We start from the raw sequence: 20,081 nt of genomic DNA on the forward strand, positions 1-20,081 counted from the left end.
CAGCACGAAACCCCCACCGCGGTGCGGAAGGGGTCCCGTCCTGTATGTCCTCACATCGGCAGCAGGTCCTTCCAGCTCTTCGGCGTCCCACCCGGTGTCACGTTGCTGATCTGGTGCATCGCGCCGTCAGGCGACAGGTACTGCCCGGTGTTCGGATCGTAGGCCGCGGTGGCGACCGACGGACCACCGGATGCATTGCCGCCGAACGCACTCGGCGCGGCCGGGACCGCCCCTCCCGGAGGCGCGGGGACAGCCTGATTCGGCAGCAGCGGACCCTGACCCGGCGGTAGGACCGCGGGCGGCGCCGGTGGGACGAACAGCGGCTGCGACGGGGCCGGCGCGACGCCGGGCGCCGGCGGTCCCGGGGGCCCCACCGGGAACGGCGGGGTTCCGGGCTCGGACACCGGCGGCGTCCCGGCTCGCTGTGCTCCCGGCGGTAACGGCGTGCCCTGCACCGGCGCGTGGATGCGCTCGTCACCGGAGACCCGGTCGTCGATCGGAACGCCCTGCGCGACGAGATTCGGGTCGAACGGGTAGGGGCCGAGAAGGTGCTGACGGATGGCCGTCGGCACGAAACCGCGCGGGTCGTTGCACAGTTCGACTGTGGGAGCGCGCTTTCCGGGATGTTCCAGGCAAGGATAGTTGCGCGCGCCGCGGACGTTCATCGGCGAGTCCTGCGGAAGCTTGCAGTACAGGCCGTCCGGGGTGTCGATGGTGGTCTCGTCCTCAGGTGACCGCCATTGCGACGACGGCAGGAACCCGACCGAGCACGGGTTCGGATCGCTGATCGTCAGCGCGAAGTCGCCCATCGGCAGACCCGTGGGGCTGTTCTGCGGCAGGCCGAACGACTGCTGGGCGGCGATGATGCCGGGGAACAGCACGAGAAGCTGTTCGAGCGCCGGGTTGTAGGTCAACAACGTCTGCCCCACCGTGCTCATGTTCGCAAGCAGGATGGGCAGTGTCGGCTTGATCTGATTCAGAAGCGAACTCACCTCCTGGGCGAACCCGGGGCCCTGCTGCAGCAGCGCCCGCACCTGCGGGTCGTTCTGCACCACCTGCGCCGAGATACCGTTCAGGCTGCGCGCCCACGTCCGGATGGCGTCGGTGGTCTCGGCTTGCGATTCCAGCAGCGGTCCACTGTCGTCGATGAGTGCGCGGGTCTGCTCGGAGATCCCGTTCATGTCCTCGGCGAGGGTGGTGGCCGAATCGAGCAGCGACCCGAACTCGGGACCGGCCCCGTTGAACGCCTTGAACGTCTCGTCGAGCAGATCGGGGATCCGGTCCTTCGGCAGGCTGCCCACCAACGCGCTCATCTGATCGAGCATCGGGCCGACCTGCTGCGGAATCGTGGTGTTGGACACCGGGATCCGGGACCCGTCCTCCAGGAAAGGCCCCTGGTCGGTCTGCGGGAGGAGTTCGACGTACTGCTCGCCGACCGCCGACACACTGCGCACCTCGGCGCGCAGATCAGCGGGGATCTCGGGCGAGGTGTCCAGCGACAGAATCGCTTCCGCGCCGTTCTCGGTCAGGTTGACCTCGGTGACCTTGCCCACCTGCACACCGCGGTAGGTCACGTTGCTGAAGCGGTACAGACCTCCCGAGGCGGGCAGTTCCAGTGTCACCGCGAGGCGGCCGATGCCGAGCAGCGTGGGTACCTGCATGTAGGAGAAGATCATCACGGCCACGCCGACGATCGACGCGATGGTGAAGATGATCAGCTGGTTCCGGACGAAACGGGTCAGCATCAGCCACCCCCTCCCGGAGTCGGTGCCGCGGGCGGCACAGGTGCGGGCGCCGCTTCGGCGCCGTAGGGCCCGGCGAAGATGTTGCCCGACGTGATCGGTTGCGACTGCGGTAGCCAGGGCGCCGCCGGCGGCGGCGGTGTGACGGGCAGCAGCGGCTCGGACATCGGCGGCAATGCCGGTGTGGCCGCAGCCCCTTCCGCCGGGGCGGGTATCGCCTCGGCCGGAGGCGGTGCCACACCGATCTTCAGCGGGTCGTACGAGTAGTTCAGGTAGTACGGATCACCCGGCGCCGGAATCAACTTCGCGTTCTCGTCACCCCATCGCGTGCCCAGTAGCAGCGTTTTCTTCAACCGCGGATAGGTGATGTCGAAGATCGCGTACAGGTTGATGTAGTCGCCCTTGGTGATTCGGTCGGCGAACGTCGGACCGTACGGGAAGGCAGACGCCCACAACAGTGCGAGGTTCAGGTCGGGACCGACGTCGGCCAGCGCACCGAGGATCGGGCCCAGGTTCTCGAGATTCTTCACCAGGTCGTCACCTGCGTCGTTGACCAGTTGCGTTGCGGTGTCGCTGAACGTGCCGAGCCTGTCCAGCGCGGTGGTGAACTGCGGCCGTTCCTGGATCAGGACGTCGATGGCCGGCGGGATCTCGGTGAGCGCACGGTCGATCACCTGCTGCTGGTTCGCGAAAGTGCCGGCCACCCGGCGGAGCTGCTGAATCGACGCGACGATGTCCTCGCGCTGCTCGGCCAGCACGCCGACGAAATTGTCGAGACGCTGCAGTAGCTCGCGGGCATCGTCCTCCCGTCCCGCCAGGCCGGTGCTCATGTTGTGGATGATGTCGCCGATCTGACCGAGGCCGCCCCCGTTGGCGACCGTCGACAGGGACGACAGCGTCTGCTCGGTCGTCGGATAGGTCGACGACTCGTTCAGCGGCAGCGTCGACCCAGGCTGAAGCCGTCCGCTCGGCGACTCTCCCAGCGGTGGATTCAATGCCAGGTGCATCGACCCGAGGAGGCTGGTCTGGCCGACCGTGGCCACAGCGTTCGCCGGGATCACCACGTCCGGCTTGATCGAGACCTCGACATCGGCGTGCCAGTTCTGCACTGTCATCTTGCCGACGCTGCCGACCACGACGTCGTCGATCATCACCGGTGAATTCGATTCCAGCGTCGCCACATTGGGGACCTGGATGTGATAGGTCACCGCGTCCCCGCCGCGCCCCTCCGCCCCGGGCAACGGGAGGGAGTTCACCCCCTCGAAGGCGCATCCGGACAGCGTGACCGCGACGGCGCAGCCCACCGCGGCCAACGACTTCACACTGCGCATCATGATGGCGGCGTCCCTTCTGCGGGTAGCAGAGGCGCATTCGGCGCCACCGGAGGTGCGGCCGGTGCACCGGGCGGCAACAGCAGCCCGTCCACGGTCGTGGGCGCCGGCCCTGCCGCCGGAGCCGGCGGGATGTTCGACAGGATCCTCGGCGGACCCGGGATCGGGGCGCCGGGGAACAACGCCGGCGAAGGGGTTGCAGGCGCGTCGGGATCCGGCTGGTAGATCCCGCGCGGCCCCGGAGGCGCGCCCCAGCCCGGTGGGGGCGGGATGTCTCCCGCACCGGTGTAGGCCGACACCGTCGGAGGGATCTCCGGGGGATCCCCGGGCCCGGCACCACCGGGCGCGAGCTTCGGGTCCGTGTAGATCAGCCGGTCCGGGCTGACAGCAGGACGCAGGTACGCGTTGATCGGGAACGGCAGGTTGCCGAAGTTGACCAGACGCAGTGCGGGACCGAGGTATTGGGCGCACAGCTTCGCAGTCTCGGGAGCGGTGGTGTTCGCGACTCCGCCGATCAGACCGCAGACGAACCAGACCGGATTGGAGAAGTTCGAGACCGAGAACGCGCCGGTCACCGAGCCACCGTTCGGGTAGTAGATGTTCTCGAAGTTCGCGATCGCGTTCGGGGTGATGTGCAGGACGTTCTCCAGCGCCAGTCGGTTGTCGGCCAGCACCTGCGTCACCTGCCCGAGGCTGCGGATCTGTTCCACCGTCGCATCCCTGCTGCCGGCGACGAACCTCTGCACCTCGCCGATGGCGAACGACAGATCGGTCAACGCGGCGTCCAGATCCGACCGGTTGTCGTTCACGACGCTGGTCAGTGTCGCCAACCGATTCTGGAACAGGACGATCTGATCCTTGCTGTCGCGCAGAGCGGTGACAAAGATCTGCAGGTTCTTGATGATGTCGACGATGTTGCCGCTGCCCTCGGCGAAGATCCGTGCCGCGCCGGACAGCTGTCGCAGCGTCTCGCGCAGCTTGTCGCCGTTGCCCTCCATCGCATTCGCCGCGCTGTCCACGAAGCGTGAGATGGAGGTGCCCGACGCGCCGGCCTGCGGACCGAGTTCCTCCGACAACCGCATCAGCTGGGTCTTGACCTCGTCCCATTCGACCGGAATCGCAGTGCGCTCCTTGGGGATCACTCCCCCGTCGGCCATGGTCGCGCCGTCACCTTCCCGGTAGGCCGGGGTCAGCTGGACGTAGCGCGCCGCCACCAGGTTCTGCGCGACGATCACGGCTTTGGCGTTCGCCGGAATCTGCACATCTCGGTCGACCTTGAGCGTCATCTTGGTCTGCGTGCCCTCGGGCTCGATCTTGTCGATCGTGCCGACCTCGACGCCCGAGACCCTTACCTCGTCACCGGGATAGATCGCGGTCGCGGTCGGGAAGTACGCCGTGATCGTCATGGGTCCGAAGAAGACCTGCCGGACGAGGAACGCAGCGCCGGTGACGAGCAGGATGGCCAGCAGGATCGCGGTGCCGGCCACCCACCGCTTACGGGTTGCCATCATTGGGGAGGTCTCCAGGCTGCGGAAGGCTGTTGACAGGGAACGGAAGCTGCGCACGCGGGCCGGCGTTGTCGGGCGGCTGCCCGATGTCGACGCCGTTACGGAAGCCGAACGCGTAATCGAGGAACGGCTGGAGCAGCTGAGCCGGTTGGATGTTGGGGATCAGCGCGTTGTAATACGCACCGTTGGAGACGATCTCGCCCTGGGTCAGGTAGTACTTCGCCGCACCGGGCAGCATCCGGGCCAGGTTGTCGCGATTCTTCTCCAGCATCCGGGTCACGTTGTTGAGCCGCTCGAGCGCCGGGGCCAGCTCGGCCTCGTTGTCGGCGACCAAACCCGAAAGCTGTTGGGACACCGCCGAGATGTTCGACAGCAGGCTGGTGATCGCATACCGGCGCTCGTTGAGCACCGCCAGCAGGTCGTTGCTGTTGAGGATCAGTGTGTTGACCTGCTTGCTGCGCTCGGAGAAGATCCCCGTCACCTCCCCGGCGGTGCGCAGCAGCTCGGCCAGGCTGTCGTTGCGGCTGTTGAGCGATTGGGACAACCGGGACAGTCCGTCGAATGTCGGCCCCAACTGCGGGGCGATCTGATCGAGGGTCTGCGACAGGGTGTCCAGGGACTGGTTGAGCGCCTCGGTGTCCGTGTCGCGGGTGTTGCTCGTCAGATCGCTGACCGCATCGGTCAGCGAGTACGGCGACGACGTCCTGGTGGTCGGGATGACCTGCTGCGGGTCCAGGGTGCCGCTGCCCTCGGAGTCCAGCGCGAGAACCCTTTCACCGAGCAGGGTTCCGGTCCTGATGTGCGCCGTGGTGTCCGACCCGAGTGCGTATTTCCCGTCGATCGTGAAACCGACCAGGGCGTCACCGTTGTCGAGTTCGATCGACGACACCGAGCCGACCTTGATGCCGGACACCGTCACGTCGTTTCCGACCGTGAGACCACCGGCCTCGGTGAACATCGCCTGGTAGCGAATCGCTGTGGCCCAGGACAGCAGCCTCTCGGGCTGCAGGCCCACGGCGATGACGAGGATGATCAGGACGACGCCGATGAAGCCGGCCCTGATGAGTTGAGAACCGCGGTATTTGAGCATCTACTCGTCCACGCACCTTCCCTCTTCTTGCTTTATCCAGGGGAAGACCACGGTGCGACCTTCGAGATCGCTGGCGCGGAACGAGATCCCGCAGATGTAGTACGGGAACCAGGCGCCGTAGGAACCGACGCGCGCCAGCTTGCGGTAGATCTCGGGCAGACGCTGCAGGGTGGCATCCAGGCGATCGAGGTCGTTGTCGACCAGCGGCGCGAGCCGGTTGAGCTCGTCGACCGTGTTGGACAGCGGAGCGCGGCCGCGGCTGAGCAGGTCGGCGATCGAGGCGGTGCCGTTGTCGAGGGCGGTGATCGCCGTGCCGATCGGGTCGCGGTCCTCCGCCAGGCCGCCGACCAGCTGATCCAACTTGTCGATGGCGCCGGAGAATTCGTCACCGTCCTCGGCGAGCGTGTCGAGCACCGTCCGGAGGTCGTCGATCAACTGCTCGATGACCTGGTTGTTGTCGGCCAACGAGGTCGTGAACGATGACGTCTTGGCGAACAGTGAGTCCAGGGTGCCGCCCTGACCCTGCAGGATCTGGATCAGCGAGGAGGTCAACGCGTTGACGTCCTGCGGGTTCAGACCCTGGATGACGGGTCGGAGTCCGCCGAGCAGCACGTCGAGATCCAGTGCCGGGGCCGTCCGATCCTCGGGGATCCGTGCGCCGGCGGGCAGGATCTGATTCGAGTCCGGAGTGTCGACGAGCTCCATGTACCGGTCCCCGACGAGGTTCAGGTAGCGGATCGCGACGTTGGTCCCGGTGGTCAGCTTGGTGTTGCGCTCGGCGTCGAACGTCACCAGGACGGTCTTGTCCGGCTGCAGCTCGACGTCTTTGACAGTCCCGACGCGAATTCCGGCGATACGCACGGTATCTCCGGACTTCAGCCGGGAGGCGTCCTTGAACACGGCCGAATACTCGTTGGCAGCACCGGTTCTGGTGTCACTGAACACCAGGAACAGGAACGCGGTCAGGACCGCCATCACCACACCGAAGATGGTGAATTTGATCAGTGTCGCCGTTGAGCGCGTCATCCCGGCATTCCGATCTGTGCGGTGTTACGCGGCGGTCCGTCCAACGGTCCGAACAGCCAGTTCTTCAGGCCCTCCGAGTTCAGCAGGATGCCGGAGTTGCCGTACTGCGCGGGGTTGGACCCGACGTCGCCGACGATCAACGGGGGCACGAACTCGGCGGGCATCTCGGGCAGACCGAGCTCGGCGCAGTAGTCGCGCCCGCCGCTCTTGGCCGCGACCTTCGGGAGGTCCCTCGGGTAGCGGTACCGTTCCACGCCCAGGGTCAGGCCGGCCGAGACGAAGATCCCGGAGAACTGGGGCGGCGACTGCGCGAACGGCACCAGGCCGCCGATGCCGCACCACAGGGACTTGCGGTAGTCGTGGAGCAGCTGGGTGGTGGGCACCAGGACGTCGAGCACGTTGGTGAGTGCCTCACGATTGCCGCCGACGACCTCGTTGCCCAGGTCGGCCAGCCCAATCGAGCTGATCAGGAACTGATCGAGGTTCTCCTGCTCGTCGACGATCGAATTGCCCAGCGTCGTGGTGTTCTCGAAGATCGAGACGAGGTCGGGAGCGGCGTCTCCGTACGCCTCCAGCGTGGGTACGGCGGCTTCGATGTCGCGGGACAGATTCGGCAGGCTCGGTTCGAGCTCGGCGAGCAACGCGTTGAAATCGGTCAGCGTCTGACCGAACTTCTCGCCGCGGCCGCTGAACGCCTGCGACAGGGCGCCCAGAGTCTCGTTGAGCTTCAGCGGGTCCACCGCGTCGAGCACGTTCACCAGCTGCTGGAACACGGTGTTGATCTCCACGGTGACGTGGTCACCGCGCAGGACCTGGCCCGTGCGCAGCTCGCCCACCGGGTTCTCGGGCGCTTCGAACTGGACGAACTTCGCGCCGAACACGGTCGACGACGCGATGTCGACGTTGACGTTCTCCGGGATCAGCGGCAGTTGCGACGGATCCATGTCCAGCTGCAGTGCCGCGGTGCCGTCCGGGCGGTAGTCGATCGACTTGACGGTGCCGACCTGCACACCGCGCATCTTGACCTTCGCATCGGGGTTCATGACCAGGCCGGCGCGATCCGAGATCACGGTCACCGGAACGGTTTCGGTGAACTTCCCGGCGAACAGACCGATCGACACCGCGAGGATGACCAGCAGTGCGACGACCATTCCCAGACCGGCCAGTGGCCGCACGAGGTTCTTGTTCAACTCGTCCCCCTAGCCCGACAGGTTGAAGTTGCCGTTGGAACCGTAGATCGACAGCGACACCAGCAGGGTCACCGACACGACGACCACCAGGGACGTGCGCACCGCGTTACCCACCGCGGCACCCACCCCGGACGGACCACCGGAGGCGAAGTAGCCGAAGTAGGTGTGGACCAACAGGATTGCTATCGCCATCAACACCGCCTGCAGGAACGACCACAGCAGGTCGATCGGGTTGAGGAAGGTGTCGAAGTAGTGGTCGTAGAGTCCGCCGGACTGGCCGAACAACACGACGGTGGTGAACTGCGACGCGATGAAGGACAGGATCACCGCGATCGAGTACAGCGGCGTGATGGCCACCATGCCGGCGACGATCCGCGTCGACACCAGGTACTCGACCGGCCGGATGCCCATCGACTCCAGCGCGTCGATCTCCTCGTTGATCCGCATCGCGCCGAGCTGGGCTGTCACCCCGGCGCCGAAGGTCGCCGCGAGCCCGATGCCGGCCACCACGGGCGCGGCGATGCGGACGTTGATGAACGCGGCCAGGAAGCCTGTGAGGGCCTCGATGCCGATATCGCCCAGCGAGCTGTAACCCTGGATCGCCAGGGTGCCGCCGGCGGCCAGGGTGAGGAAACCGACGATCACGACGGTGCCGCCGATCATCGCCAACGTGCCCGCGCCCATGGAGATCTCGGCGATCAACCGGATGATCTCCTTGCGGAAGTGGACAGCCGCGTGCGGCACGCCCGCAACCGCACGACCGTAGAAGAGCACATGGTCACCGAGCCGGCCCAGCACGGCCACCGGACGGCCCAGATTGTCGACCAGTCGCGGAAAGCGCGACCGGATCACCGTTGAAGTACCCATGGTTGCGTCCCTAGCCCGTCGTCATCCGGATGCCGATAGCCGTCACGACCACGTTGATCACGAACAAGGCCATGAACGCGTACACCACGGTCTCGTTGACCGCGTTGCCCACCGCCTTGGCGCCGCCGCCGGTGATGGTCAGTCCGCGGTAGCACGCGACGAGGCCGGCGATCAGGCCGAACAGCGCCGCTTTGACACACGAGATGATCACCTCGGGCACGCCTGTCAGCAAGGTGATGCCTGCCGCGAAGGCGCCGGGGTTGACGTCTTGGACGAAGATCGAGAAGAAGTAGCCGCCGAGGATGCCGATGATGACGACCAGGCTGTTGAGGAGGAGGGCGACCAGGCCCGACGCCAACATCCGCGGCGTGACGAGCCGCTGGACGGGGTTGATGCCCAGCACCTCCATGGCGTCGATCTCCTCACGGATGGTGCGCGATCCGAGGTCGGCACACATCGCGGTGGCGCCGGCGCCGGCCACGATCAGCACGGTCACCAGCGGGCCGACCTGCGTGACCGCGCCGAAAGCGGCACCGGCGCCGGACAGATCGGCCGCTCCGAGCTCGCGCAGCAGGATGTTGAGCGTGAAGGACACCAGCACGGTGAACGGGATCGCCACCAGCAACGTCGGCGCCATCGACACCTTGGCGACGAACCACGACTGCTCCAGGAATTCGCGCCACTGGAACGGCCGCACGAACACGAAACGCACGGCGTCGAGTGCCATCGAGAAGAACCCGCCGACGGCCTGCATCGCACCGGACACACCATTGGGCAACGAGATGCCCGTCGTCCAACGCTCCGGCCCCTTAACCGCCATCAGGCCCCTCCAGGATCGTCACCGCAGCGACCGCAGTCGGTCCGCCGATGTTGTGCGCCAGCCCGATTCGCGCGCCGTCGACCTGATTGACCGCGTCGCCGCGAAGTTGCGCGAACAACTCCACGCACTGTGCCACACCGGTGGCACCGGGTGGATGCCCCTTCGCCTTCAGCCCGCCACTGGGGTTCACCGGCAACGCGCCTCCGACGCTGGTCACCTCGGCCTCCAGAAGCTTGTAGCCACCCAGCTTTTCGGCGAAGCCGAGATCCTCGTAGCTGATCAGCTCGATACCGGTGAGGAAGTCGTGCACCTCGGCGACGTCGACGTCCGACGGCGTCATCCCCGCCATCGCAAACGCCTGCTTGGCCGCTCGCGTGCTGGCGGGGAACGTGGTGAGGTCCGGCTTGTGCTGATGCATCACCGAATCCAGTCCCAGGCCCACGCCGCGGAGCCAGACGGGCCGGTCGGTGAACTTGTCGACGACGTCTTCGGAGGCAATCACAAGCGCTGCGGCACCGTCACTCTGCGGCGCGCAGTCGTACAACCGGAACGGGGTCACCACCGTTGGTGCGTTCAGTGCCTGCTCCATCGTGATCTCGAAGCGCAGCCGCGCTTTCGGGTTGTTTGCTCCGTGGCGGTGGTTCTTGACCGCCACCATGGCCAAGTGTTCTTCAGTTGCCGGAGATTCGTGGAGATATCGGCGAACATGTAGAGCAAATCCTGCCGGGGCGACCAGGCCGAGCGGGTAATCCCAGGCCATGTCCCGCGCCATGGCCTCCCACTCCCACAACATCCCGGCCGAGGTGGTGTCCCGGAGCTTATCGGCACCGATGACCAGAGCGACGTCGAACGCGCCGGAGGCGATGCCGAAAAGCGCGTTGCGAATCGCGTCATGTCCGGTCGCACACGAATTCTCGACCCGTGTCACCGGGAGGTTCGGCAATCCCAGGGTGTCTGCGAGGATCCCGGACGGAAACCCGTCGGCGGTGCCCATCGCGCCGATCCACGCGGCTTGCAGATCGTCTTTGGCCAAGCCCTTGTCGACGGAGGCGGCACACGCCGAAAAAGCCATCGGGATCAGGTCTTTGATGCCCAGCGCGAAATGCTCGGCGAACGGGGTCATCCCCGCACCGACGATCGCCGCCCTCCTCATGACTCGGCTCCCGCTCGCTCCGGTCCTCGCTTCGCTGCGATCCTCACTCGCGATCGCCTTCGCGTCCTCATGCGGCGGCCCCGGCCCTGATGGGCTCGAACGCGTAGCCATAGTCGGGGACGCCCGAGCGCACCGCGACGCGTCGCAGGGCCAGCCGGCCGCGGTCACCGATGTCGACCGTGCCGGGCGCGGCACCGGTGACCTTCACCAGCGCCCGCACCCCGACCCCGTCGAGTTCGACGATGACCAGGGAATACGGGGTGTGCAGACCGGGCACGGGGATGTTCACGGTCGTTTCGGTGTAGACGGTCCCGGTGCGGGGCAGCGGCACCAGTTCGTAGTGGGTCGCCAGCGCGCCGTCGTCGCCGACCCGGTACCGGGGTGGGAAGTCGAGCTGATCCGAGCCGGCGAAATGCCCGGCCTCCCAACGCACTTTGGCCTCGAAGGCGCGCTCGTAGGCAGCCAGCGAGATCGGGATGTCACCCCCGGCGGAGAATCGCCGTTCGGCCTCCGGCTGCGGCGCGGGCTCCCTGCGGTGGGTCTGGGCGTGACCGCCGTTGACGCTGATCCCCGACAGGATCGCCTGCTCGACGGCCACCAACGGTCCGGTCCTGCCCTGCTCGGCCAGTCCCGCCAGCGCGAACAGGCTCGCGCTGGCGCCTATGGTCGGCAGCGCGGGCGGGTCGCCCAGACACAGCTCGGCGGCCCGGTCATGATCGACCCCGGCAACCGCGACCGGGGTGTCCAGCCATGCCGCGGCCAGCGACGCAATGAGCCCTCGTTCGTGCAGGAGCCGGGGGTCGCCGTAATCGTGGACGTCACCGGTCGCATTGCGGGTCCGGACGGGAAGGCTGCGGGCGACGCGCGCGGCAGTGCGCACCTGCAGCCCTTGCTCGGCAGTCAGGATGGCGGCGGCGCCGGCAGGAGCCAGGTCCGCGCCGATGATCAGGGTGCGCGGACGTGCCGAGCTGACGGCGTCGACCGTGGCCGGCGCCCCGCCGAGTCGTTCGTCGACCTCCAGCTCCGGATCCAGGCCCAGGCCGGCGAGAAGCACTGCGGCATTGCTGCTTTCCAGCAGTGGCAGATCCCGGCTCACGAACACCACGCGCTCGACCGCCCCACCGTTCGTCAACGCCGCGCGGCCCGCTTCCACGGCCATCGTGACGGCGTCTTCGTCGTCACCGGCGACCCGCTGCAGGGGCGTACCCCAGCACGGCAGGTACGTGCCGATGGACGTGACGTAAGGCATTCGATCTCTCCAGATCCCGACCGGATGGTCTCAGGTGACCGCGCCGGCGGTCTTGAGCTCGATGATGCGGTCCCAGTCCAGACCGAGCTCGACGAGGATGTCGTCGGTCTGCTCGGCGAAGCCCGGCGCGGGCCCCGACACGGGGGCGGCGACGTCGAACTGCACCGGGTTGGAGACGAGCTCGAGTTCGCCTGCCTGCACCAGATATTCGTTGGCGCGGATCTGGGCGTCTTCGGCGGCCTGCAGCGTGTCCTGCACGGGAGCCCACGGCCCGGCCAGTGTCGCGAACCGCTCACTCCACTCCGTCAGGGGGCGCTTGGCCATCGCTTCGGTCAGGATCTCGTTGGCCACCGCGGTGTTCTCGGCGATCGACTCGGCCGTCGCGAACCGGGGATCGTCAGCCAGTTCGTCGAGATCCATGTGCTTGCACACGTCGGCCCAGAACTTGGTGGGCTGCATCATCACAAAGGAGATGTACCGGTCGTCGGCCGTGGCGTAGAGGCCCACCAGCGGGTTGATCGGCGAGCCGTGCACACCGGGCGGAAAGGCCTCCATCCGCTGCCCCAGGTGGGTGGTCAGGGCCACGGTGTGACCCAGTGCCCACAGGCCGCTACCGAGCAGCGAGACGTCGACGACCGACGGCTCGCCGGAGCGCTCCCGCTTGAGCAGTGCCGCGGCGATACCGCCGGCCAGGTTTGTTCCGGAGATCGTGTCGCCGTACGCGGGCCCCGGCGGGCCGACCATGCCCGGGGTGCCCGGCGGCGTGATGGTGGCCGCCGTGCCGGCCCGGCACCAGAACGCGGTCATGTCGTAACCGCCCTTGACGGACTCCTCGCCGCGCGGACCCAGGGCGCTACCGCGGGCATAGACGATGTTCGGGTTGACAGCGCGGATGTCGTCGACGTCGATCCCGAACTTCTGCCGTTGTCCCGGAAGGAAACTGGTGAGGAACACGTCGGCGCGACGGGCCAGTTCCAGCAGCACCTCTTTGCCTTCGGGCACCGACATGTCCAGCCCGATGCTGCGCTTGAGACGGTTGGCGTGCTCGATGTTCGGGTTGGGGTCGCCCTCGACCCGCAGCAGCCCGGTCTGGCGGAGGCCGCGCTGAGGATCCCCGGTCACGGCGTGCTCGACCTTGATGACGTCGGCACCCCACTCGGCGAGCACCGCGCCCGCCGACGGGACGAAGCCGTACATCGCGACCTCGAGCACGCGGATGCCGTCCAAAGGTTTACTCATGCTGATCTACCCCACCACCGTCGCGAACGTCTTCGACTCGAGGAACTCCTCGAGCCCGGCCCGGCCCATCTCGCGACCGATTCCCGACTGCTTGTAGCCGCCGAAGGGGCTGTCGGGGCTGAAGTAGTTGCCGCCGTTGATGGAGAAGGTGCCGGTGCGGATGCGTCGCGCCACCCCCAGCGCCCGATCCTGACTCCCGAAGACCGCGCCCGACAGCCCGTAGATCGAGTTGTTCGCGATGCGCACGGCGTCGTCGTCATCCTCGTAGGCGATCACCGTCAGAACCGGGCCGAAGACCTCCTCCTGGGCGATCTCGCTGTCGGGGTCGACGTCGGCGAGCAGCGTCGGGGTGTAGAAGTAGCCGGGGTCGACCTTCTCACCGCCGGTCACCAGGGTCGCGCCGGCCTCCACAGCCCGCTTGACCATGCCGTCGACCTTGTCGCGCTGCTTCTCGCTGATCAGCGGCCCCATGTAGGTCGACGGATCCGCCGGGTCTCCCAGCCGGACAAGTCCGAAGTTGTTCTTGACCAGCTCGACGATCTCGTCCTTGTGCTTTCTGGGCACCAGCAGTCGTGAGGTCAGCGCACAGCCCTGGCCGGCATGGGTCACCATGCTGAACGCGGAGAACAGGGCGGCGGTGGAGAAGTCTGCGTCGTCGAGGACGATCGCGGCCGACTTACCGCCGAGCTCGAGGAACACCTTCTTGAGCGTCCCGCTGGCGGCGGCCATGATCGCCCGGCCCGTGGGCGTGGATCCGGTGAAGGTCACCATGTCGACGTCGGGGCTGGTGGTCAGGGCAGCGCCCACCTGCGGGTCGGCGCCCGAGAGCACGTTGACGACGCCCGGCGGGATGTCGGTGTGCTCGGCGATGAGTTCGCCCAGCGCGAGCGTGATCAGTGGGGTGTCCGGCGCGGACTTGAGCACGACGGTGCACCCGGCGGCCAGCGCGGGAGCGAGCTTCGCCAGCGCCAGCTGGTTGGGGTAGTTGTAGGCGATGATGGCCGCGACGACGCCGCCGGCTTCTTTCTCCACCCAGCGGTGGTGCTGCATCCCGCGGCTCTCGATGTTGCCGAGGTCCTCGGTCAGCGGATAGGTCTTCAGCAGATCGGCGTAGTAGCGGACGATCTCGATCGGCTGGTCCAGCTGCGCGCCCTGGCAGAGTGCGGGCGTGGCGCCGACCTCGGCGATCGTCAGCGCCGCCAGTTCGTCACGGTGTTCGACGAGCGCGGCGTGCAACTGCTCCAGGCAGCGGATGCGCAGCTCCGTGTCGGTGGCCCAGTCCCCCGTGTCGAACGCTGCGCGGGCCGCCGCGACCGCCGCTTCGGCGTCGGCGACGCTGGCATCCGGCGCATATCCGAGGACGTCGCCGGTGGCCGGGTTCAACGACGCGAACGTCCGCTCGGTGTCGACGAGTTGTCCGCCGATGAGCAGCCGGCGCGCGGCGCGTCGATCGGTGTTCTCCGTGCCGCTGGTCGCATCCGGGACCGTGACTGTCTCCTGCATCGTCCTCCTCAAGGAGCGCCCGCGTCCCGCAGAACCTGGTGATGATGCCGGCGCGATGTGATGGAAACTTCATTCTCATTCGCGGCGAATCATACATTCGGCAGATGAGAATTCAAGAAAATGACGAGAACCGCTATTGCCTGCAGAAAAGGCTGCGACAATCCGGCGTTGAACGTCTCACCAGTGCGAACACACCGGCTGTCTTGTCTTGCGGTTCTGCGCAGTGCGAGAGTACGGTTCTCATAATCGGAAGGAAGATTCTTGATTCGTGAGGATGACGCGTGAAGAACGCCGTGGTAACCGGTGGGGCCTCCGGTATCGGAGCAGCGGTCGTGGAACGACTGCGTGCGGACGGCCTGCAGGTCGCCACGATTGATCTCAACCCGGGCGACGCGAAGTTCTCGTACGCCGCCGACGTCACGGACCGCTCCGCGGTCGATGCCGCGCTCGGTGAGATGCGTGCCGAGCTGGGGCCGGTGACCGTTCTGGTCAACGCCGCGGGCCTGGACCGGTTCAAGAAGTTCCTCGACCTGTCGTTCGAGGAATGGCAGAAGGTCGTCGACGTCAACCTCAACGGCGTCTTCCACTGCACCCAGGCCGTCCTGCCCGACATGATCGAGGCCGGCTGGGGGCGGATCGTCAACATCTCGTCGTCGAGCACGCATTCGGGCCAGCCCTTCATGTCGCCCTACGTCGCGGCCAAGTCGGCGGTCAACGGGCTGACGAAGTCGCTGGCGCTCGAATACGGGCCCGCCGGGATCACCGTCAACGCCGTGCCGCCCGGCTTCATCGACACCCCGATGCTCCGCAAGGCCGAACAACGCGGCTTCCTCGGCGACACCGAGCACCAGATCCAGCAGACACCGGTCCGGCGCATGGGACGCCCCGAGGACATCGCCGCGGCCTGCGCGTTCTTCATCTCCGAAGAGGCCGGATACATCACCGGCCAGATCCTGGGCGTCAACGGCGGCCGGAACACCTGACCAGCCAACAGATTCATCGAAAGGACAAGTGTCAATGGGACGGGTTCAAGGCAAGGTCGCCTTCATCACCGGCGCGGCGCGCGGCCAGGGCCGTAGCCACGCGGTCCGGCTCGCCGAAGAGGGCGCCGACATCATCGCCGTCGACATCTGCAGGAATTACGACACCGTCGGCTACCCGATGGCCACACCGGAGGATCTCGAGGAGACCAAGAACTTCGTCGAGAAGACCGGTCAGCGCATCGTGACGGCCCAGGCCGACGTGCGCAACGAGGCCGAGCTGCGCGCAGCGCTCGAGGCCGGGCTTGCCGAGTTCGGGAAGGTCGACATCGTTGTGGCCCAGGCAGGTATCGCCGCCATGAAGGGCCAGCCCGCCATGCAGGCCTGGACCGACGGCATCAACACCAACTTCGTCGGCACCATCAACGCCATCCAGGTCGCGCTGCCGCACCTGCAGGAGGGCGCATCGATCATCGCGACCGCTTCGGCCGCCGCGCTGATGGACGCCCACAACAAGCCCAACCCGGGCGGCGATCCCGGCGGGATGGGGTACATGATCTCCAAGCGCCTCATCTCCGAATACGTTCACGCGCTGGCTACCGAACTGGCAGTGCGCGGGATCCGCGCCAATGTCATCCACCCCACCAACTGCAACACCGACATGCTGCAGAGCGAGCCGATGTACCGTTCGTTCCGGCCCGATCTGCCGAACCCCACCCGCGCCGACGCCGAGCCGGTTTTCGGTGTGCAACAGGCGATGAAGGTGAACTACATCGAGCCCGAGGACATCAGCAACGCAGTGCTCTGGCTGGCATCCGACGAGTCACGGTACGTGACCGGGATGCAGCTGCGGGTCGACGCCGGCGGTTATCTCAAGTGGTACGACTACCACGTATAGGGAGGCACACGTGAAGGTTTGGGTTGATTCGGAGAAGTGCCAGGGGCACACGCTGTGCTCGATGATCGCACCGGATTCCTTTGAACTCAGCGATATCGACGGCACGGCCTCACCGGTCAACGAAGTCGTCCCGCCTGATCAGGAGGCCGCGGTCCGGGAGGCAGTGCAGTCATGCCCGGAACAGGCGATCTCGATCGAAGAGTGATGAAACCATCTGCGATTTCGGCGTAGTTCGTCATCCACACGTTGACGAACTACACCGACATCGCAGCGAGCAAGGAGAGCAGACTCTTGAGTGTCGACGACGTCGTGGACGGCACCGCCGACGACAGCCGCAGGAAGAACGCCTACTACTTCGACAGGCACACCCCGGAGTACCGGCTGCAGTTCGAGAAGATCACCGAGGAGATGCACGCCAAGTGCCCGATGGCGTGGTCGGAGGCGTACAACGGGCACTGGGTGGCCGCCGACAGCAAGCACGTGTTCGAGCTCGCGCGCTGTCCCGCGGTGTCCAACCACCACGACATCTCCGGTGAGACACCGTTCCAGGGCATCACGATCCCGAAGGCCAGCCGTGCCACCGTCGTTCGCGGCGGCATCCTGGAGATGGACGAGCCCGAGCACAGCACCTACCGGGGTGCGCTGAACCCCTACCTGTCCCCCGCGGCGATCAAACGCTGGGAACCGTTCATCGACGAGATCACCCGGGCCGCGCTCGACGAGCACATCGAGTCCGGCCGCATCGATTTCGTCGACCATCTGGCGAACGTGGTACCGGCGGTGTTCACGCTGGCGATGATGGGCATCGAGCTCAAGAAGTGGAACGTCTACAGCGAGCCCACCCACGCGTCGGTGTACACCCCCGAGCACGCGCCCGAGCGCGAGAAGATCAACGAGCAGCATCGTGAGATGGGCATCGATCTCATCAACAACATGATGGAGATCCGCGAGAACCCGCGGCCCGGTCTGGTGAATGCGCTGCTGCAGTTGCGGATCGACGGTGAGCCGGCTCCCGACATGGAGATCCTGGGCAACCTGGGGTTGATCATCGGTGGCGGGTTCGACACCACCACCGCGCTGACCGCGCACGCCCTCGAATGGCTCGGCGAGCATCCCGACGAGCGGGAGCGACTCAGTCGCGAGCGCGCGACGCTGCTGGCCCCCGCGACCGAGGAGTTCCTGCGGTTCTTCACCCCGGCACCCGGCGACGGCCGCACGTTCTCCGAGGACGTCGAGGTCGCCGGTCAGAGCTTCAAGCAGTACGAACGGCTCTGGCTGTCCTGGGCGATGGCCAACAGGGATCCGGCGGTCTTCGACGAGCCGAACAAGGTCGTGCTGGACCGAAAGGGCAATCGGCACTTCAGCTTCGGCATCGGCGTCCATCGCTGTGTGGGGTCGAACGTGGCCCGCACGGTGTTCAAGTCGATGCTCACCGCGGTGCTGGACCGGATGCCCGACTACGTCTGCGACCCGGAGGGCACGGTCCACTACGACTCCATCGGCGTCATCCAGGGCATGCGCAACCTGCCCGCGACGTTCACCCCGGGCAAGCCGCTGGGACCGGGTCTGGACGAGACGATCGAGAAACTGCAGCGGATCTGCAACGAGCAGGAACTCGCACGGCCCATCACCGAGCGCAAGGAAGCCGCGGTCATCGACTAGCTTGCGCCGATCTCGCCCGGAGTTCACGGCGAAATGGTTCGATGACTAGCGGTCGAAGACGGGAGACGAAGCGATGAGGCTCAGCAAGATCGGTGCCGTGGCAGTCGCGTTGATGGCGACGGCGACGTTCCTCGCGCCGCCGTCGAGCGCCGCGGGCATGCAGCTGGGCAACTACGACCTGCTGACCAACCGGTACAACCGCGCGTCGTGGTTCTGGTTCGTGTCGCTGTGCATCCCGGAGAAGACCCCCGACTGCGTGAACGTCGCAGCCCGCCCCCGGCTGCAGTTCTACGAGTACTACGAGAGCAAGGCCTGGCTGGTCGACGGCAGGTACACCTTCACCGTCGACGTCCCCGACGGGCTGCAGTGCCCCGGTCATGTGATGCCGACGCGCGAGACCTACTCCTGGGATGCGGTGACCCTGTTGGGCACCATCGACTCGCAGTTCGCCGTCGGCTGCTTCAACGGTCCGCCGGGAAGCCAGTTCTGGACGTTCAAACTCCAGCGCCTGTAGTCCGTCCCCCCGCACCGCGAGCGCGCGTGTCTGCCCGTCGACACACCGCCGCACGCGTACATTTCACGCACCTTCGCCGCCGCTCACAGTGCGCGATCACAGTGCCGTATAGCGCCGTCCGACGGCGTCGAACCGCACCCGCATCTGCGCGCGGCGTTCCTCGGCGGTGACGGTCGCGGTGTCGGCGGGCAGCACGCCGGCGAGCTCCGAGTGCTTCACGACCTCGGTCCGCAACGGCACGGGGGCGCCGTCGAGCATGTGCCGGTAGGTGACGTTGCCCCGCTCGAAGCCCTGTGTGTCGATCCAGTTGTGGAATCCGGGATCGGTGTGGGCCAGTACCAGCCGGACCTTGCCGTCGGTGTCGACGGCAGTTCGGCTCGGGGTGTAGCTGACCGGGCGGTACCGGAAATCCATGCTGTTGAAGAACACGCCCATGTTGGTCAGCGACCAGAACCCGTCGTGGGCGTCGAATTCGATGACGAGGGCTTCATCAGGTGTGAGCACCCAGTGCATGTTCACCGCGGCGCGGCCCCGTTTGGTGTCGCCGTCGGTGGACACCACCGCGGGGAACCGGTTCGGCGCGTCGGCGTCGACGCCGCCGTGGGTGAACGGGAACTCGGGCCAGTCGCCCATGACGCCGGTGAGGAAATCTCCTGCCCAGGCGATCGCGTCCACCATCTGCTGCGCGGTGGGTAGCGGCTTGGGTTCGGCCATGTCCACCCGTTCGATGGCGATCCTCGCCGGTATCTCGTCCCAGGAGTCGAAACCCTGCCGCACGAACAGCTTTCGTGACCCGGCGGTGGTCGGTAGCCAGTTCGATGCGCGGGGCGCACCGCCGAGGAACACCTCGAAGGTCCCGTCGTGATCGACCGCGAGTTCCGCTCCCGCCAGACTGGCCTCGGGCACGTCGCCGAACGGTTCGTGCAGCACTCCCGGGCCGTCGGGTCGGGGCCCCTGCACGGTGATGTTGAAGAACCGCGCCGTTCCCCGCTCGCCGTGGATGCGGTAGACCGAATCACCGTCGATCCACGCCTGCTGGTAGGTGAAGTCTGCGCAGTCACCACCCAACTTGCGCGTCGGCCCGCAGAATGCGTGCATGCCGGGATACCGCGTGTCGCGGGTCTCCAATGCCAGGTCGAAGGCCTGACCGAGATTCTGTGTCAGGAACCGCAATGCGTCGACACGATGCAGCTCCGAAGCGGGATTGTGTTCCTTGAAGATCTGCTGCCCGGCCGCTTTGACCTGATAGCAGAACGTCTCCCACGCGCGCCGCAGCGCGACGTCGTCCGGGCCGTCTCCGTACGCCATG

The 20,081-nt window shown here is 66.7% G+C and carries 18 protein-coding genes; 5 read left to right on the forward strand and 13 right to left on the reverse strand.

The features are described 5' to 3' along the window. Nucleotides 1-50: 50 nt before the first annotated feature. The 12 genes from DYE23_RS19400 to DYE23_RS19455 form a co-directional block, all read right to left on the reverse strand. Nucleotides 51-1,745 (reverse strand): MCE family protein, encoded by a 1,695-nt coding sequence (locus DYE23_RS19400; protein WP_013471286.1) that lies wholly within the window; start codon nucleotides 1,743-1,745, stop codon nucleotides 51-53. Next, entirely contained in the window at nucleotides 1,745-3,076 is a 1,332-nt protein-coding gene (locus DYE23_RS19405) for an MCE family protein (protein WP_013471285.1), read from the reverse strand. The genes DYE23_RS19400 and DYE23_RS19405 overlap by 1 nt, the downstream gene beginning before the upstream one ends. Continuing rightward, entirely contained in the window at nucleotides 3,073-4,584 is a 1,512-nt protein-coding gene (locus DYE23_RS19410) for an MCE family protein (protein ID WP_013471284.1), read from the reverse strand. The genes DYE23_RS19405 and DYE23_RS19410 overlap by 4 nt, the downstream gene beginning before the upstream one ends. Beyond that, nucleotides 4,568-5,671, reverse strand: a complete 1,104-nt coding sequence (locus tag DYE23_RS19415) for an MCE family protein (protein ID WP_013471283.1) — start codon at nucleotides 5,669-5,671, stop codon at nucleotides 4,568-4,570. The genes DYE23_RS19410 and DYE23_RS19415 overlap by 17 nt, the downstream gene beginning before the upstream one ends. Continuing rightward, nucleotides 5,672-6,697, reverse strand: a complete 1,026-nt coding sequence (locus DYE23_RS19420) for an MCE family protein (RefSeq protein ID WP_013471282.1) — start codon at nucleotides 6,695-6,697, stop codon at nucleotides 5,672-5,674. Further along, nucleotides 6,694-7,887, reverse strand: a complete 1,194-nt coding sequence (locus DYE23_RS19425; protein WP_099961502.1) for an MCE family protein — start codon at nucleotides 7,885-7,887, stop codon at nucleotides 6,694-6,696. Before DYE23_RS19425 ends, DYE23_RS19420 begins: the two co-directional genes overlap by 4 nt. Nucleotides 7,888-7,896: 9 nt before the next feature. Beyond that, entirely contained in the window at nucleotides 7,897-8,754 is an 858-nt protein-coding gene (locus tag DYE23_RS19430) for an MlaE family ABC transporter permease (protein WP_013471280.1), read from the reverse strand. A gap of 10 nt (nucleotides 8,755-8,764) precedes the next feature. After that, nucleotides 8,765-9,574, reverse strand: coding sequence for an MlaE family ABC transporter permease (locus DYE23_RS19435; RefSeq protein ID WP_013471279.1), 810 nt, complete (start codon nucleotides 9,572-9,574; stop codon nucleotides 8,765-8,767). Then, nucleotides 9,564-10,727, reverse strand: coding sequence for a thiolase C-terminal domain-containing protein (locus DYE23_RS19440; RefSeq protein ID WP_013471278.1), 1,164 nt, complete (start codon nucleotides 10,725-10,727; stop codon nucleotides 9,564-9,566). Before DYE23_RS19440 ends, DYE23_RS19435 begins: the two co-directional genes overlap by 11 nt. 67 nt (nucleotides 10,728-10,794) lie before the next feature. Further along, complete coding sequence (locus DYE23_RS19445) at nucleotides 10,795-11,976, reverse strand: Zn-ribbon domain-containing OB-fold protein (RefSeq protein ID WP_115327920.1); 1,182 nt, start codon at nucleotides 11,974-11,976, stop codon at nucleotides 10,795-10,797. A gap of 30 nt (nucleotides 11,977-12,006) precedes the next feature. Then, entirely contained in the window at nucleotides 12,007-13,215 is a 1,209-nt protein-coding gene (locus DYE23_RS19450) for a CaiB/BaiF CoA transferase family protein (protein ID WP_115327921.1), read from the reverse strand. Between the two features lie 6 nt (nucleotides 13,216-13,221). Then, on the reverse strand, nucleotides 13,222-14,718 hold the full coding sequence (locus DYE23_RS19455; RefSeq protein ID WP_115327922.1) for an aldehyde dehydrogenase family protein: 1,497 nt from the start codon (nucleotides 14,716-14,718) through the stop codon (nucleotides 13,222-13,224). Between the two features lie 281 nt (nucleotides 14,719-14,999). On the opposite strand from DYE23_RS19455, the gene DYE23_RS19460 reads away from it, so the two are divergent. From DYE23_RS19460 to DYE23_RS19480, 5 genes are all read left to right on the forward strand, one after another. Further along, nucleotides 15,000-15,701 carry an SDR family NAD(P)-dependent oxidoreductase gene (locus tag DYE23_RS19460; RefSeq protein ID WP_115327923.1) on the forward strand — a complete coding sequence of 234 codons (702 nt, stop codon included), beginning with the start codon at nucleotides 15,000-15,002 and terminating at the stop codon, nucleotides 15,699-15,701. Nucleotides 15,702-15,735: 34 nt separating this feature from the next. Beyond that, entirely contained in the window at nucleotides 15,736-16,596 is an 861-nt protein-coding gene (locus DYE23_RS19465; protein WP_115327924.1) for a mycofactocin-coupled SDR family oxidoreductase, read from the forward strand. Between the two features lie 10 nt (nucleotides 16,597-16,606). After that, nucleotides 16,607-16,801, forward strand: a complete 195-nt coding sequence (locus tag DYE23_RS19470; RefSeq protein ID WP_013471272.1) for a ferredoxin — start codon at nucleotides 16,607-16,609, stop codon at nucleotides 16,799-16,801. Between the two features lie 86 nt (nucleotides 16,802-16,887). Then, nucleotides 16,888-18,258: a cytochrome P450 gene (locus tag DYE23_RS19475; protein ID WP_099962704.1), complete on the forward strand. Its 1,371-nt coding sequence runs from the start codon at nucleotides 16,888-16,890 to the stop codon at nucleotides 18,256-18,258. 73 nt (nucleotides 18,259-18,331) lie between these two features. Continuing rightward, the gene (locus DYE23_RS19480) at nucleotides 18,332-18,772 is read left to right on the forward strand and encodes a hypothetical protein (RefSeq protein ID WP_013471270.1); all 441 of its coding nucleotides are present in this window, start codon (nucleotides 18,332-18,334) and stop codon (nucleotides 18,770-18,772) included. A 96-nt stretch (nucleotides 18,773-18,868) separates the two neighbouring features. Here the strand turns inward: DYE23_RS19480 and DYE23_RS19485 are convergent, their stop codons facing one another. Then, nucleotides 18,869-20,080: a DUF1214 domain-containing protein gene (locus tag DYE23_RS19485; protein ID WP_115327925.1), complete on the reverse strand. Its 1,212-nt coding sequence runs from the start codon at nucleotides 20,078-20,080 to the stop codon at nucleotides 18,869-18,871. Between the last annotated feature and the right edge of the window lies 1 nt (nucleotide 20,081).

Origin of the sequence: Mycolicibacterium gilvum, from assembly GCF_900454025.1 — a bacterium.
Classification (GTDB): domain Bacteria; phylum Actinomycetota; class Actinomycetes; order Mycobacteriales; family Mycobacteriaceae; genus Mycobacterium; species Mycobacterium gilvum.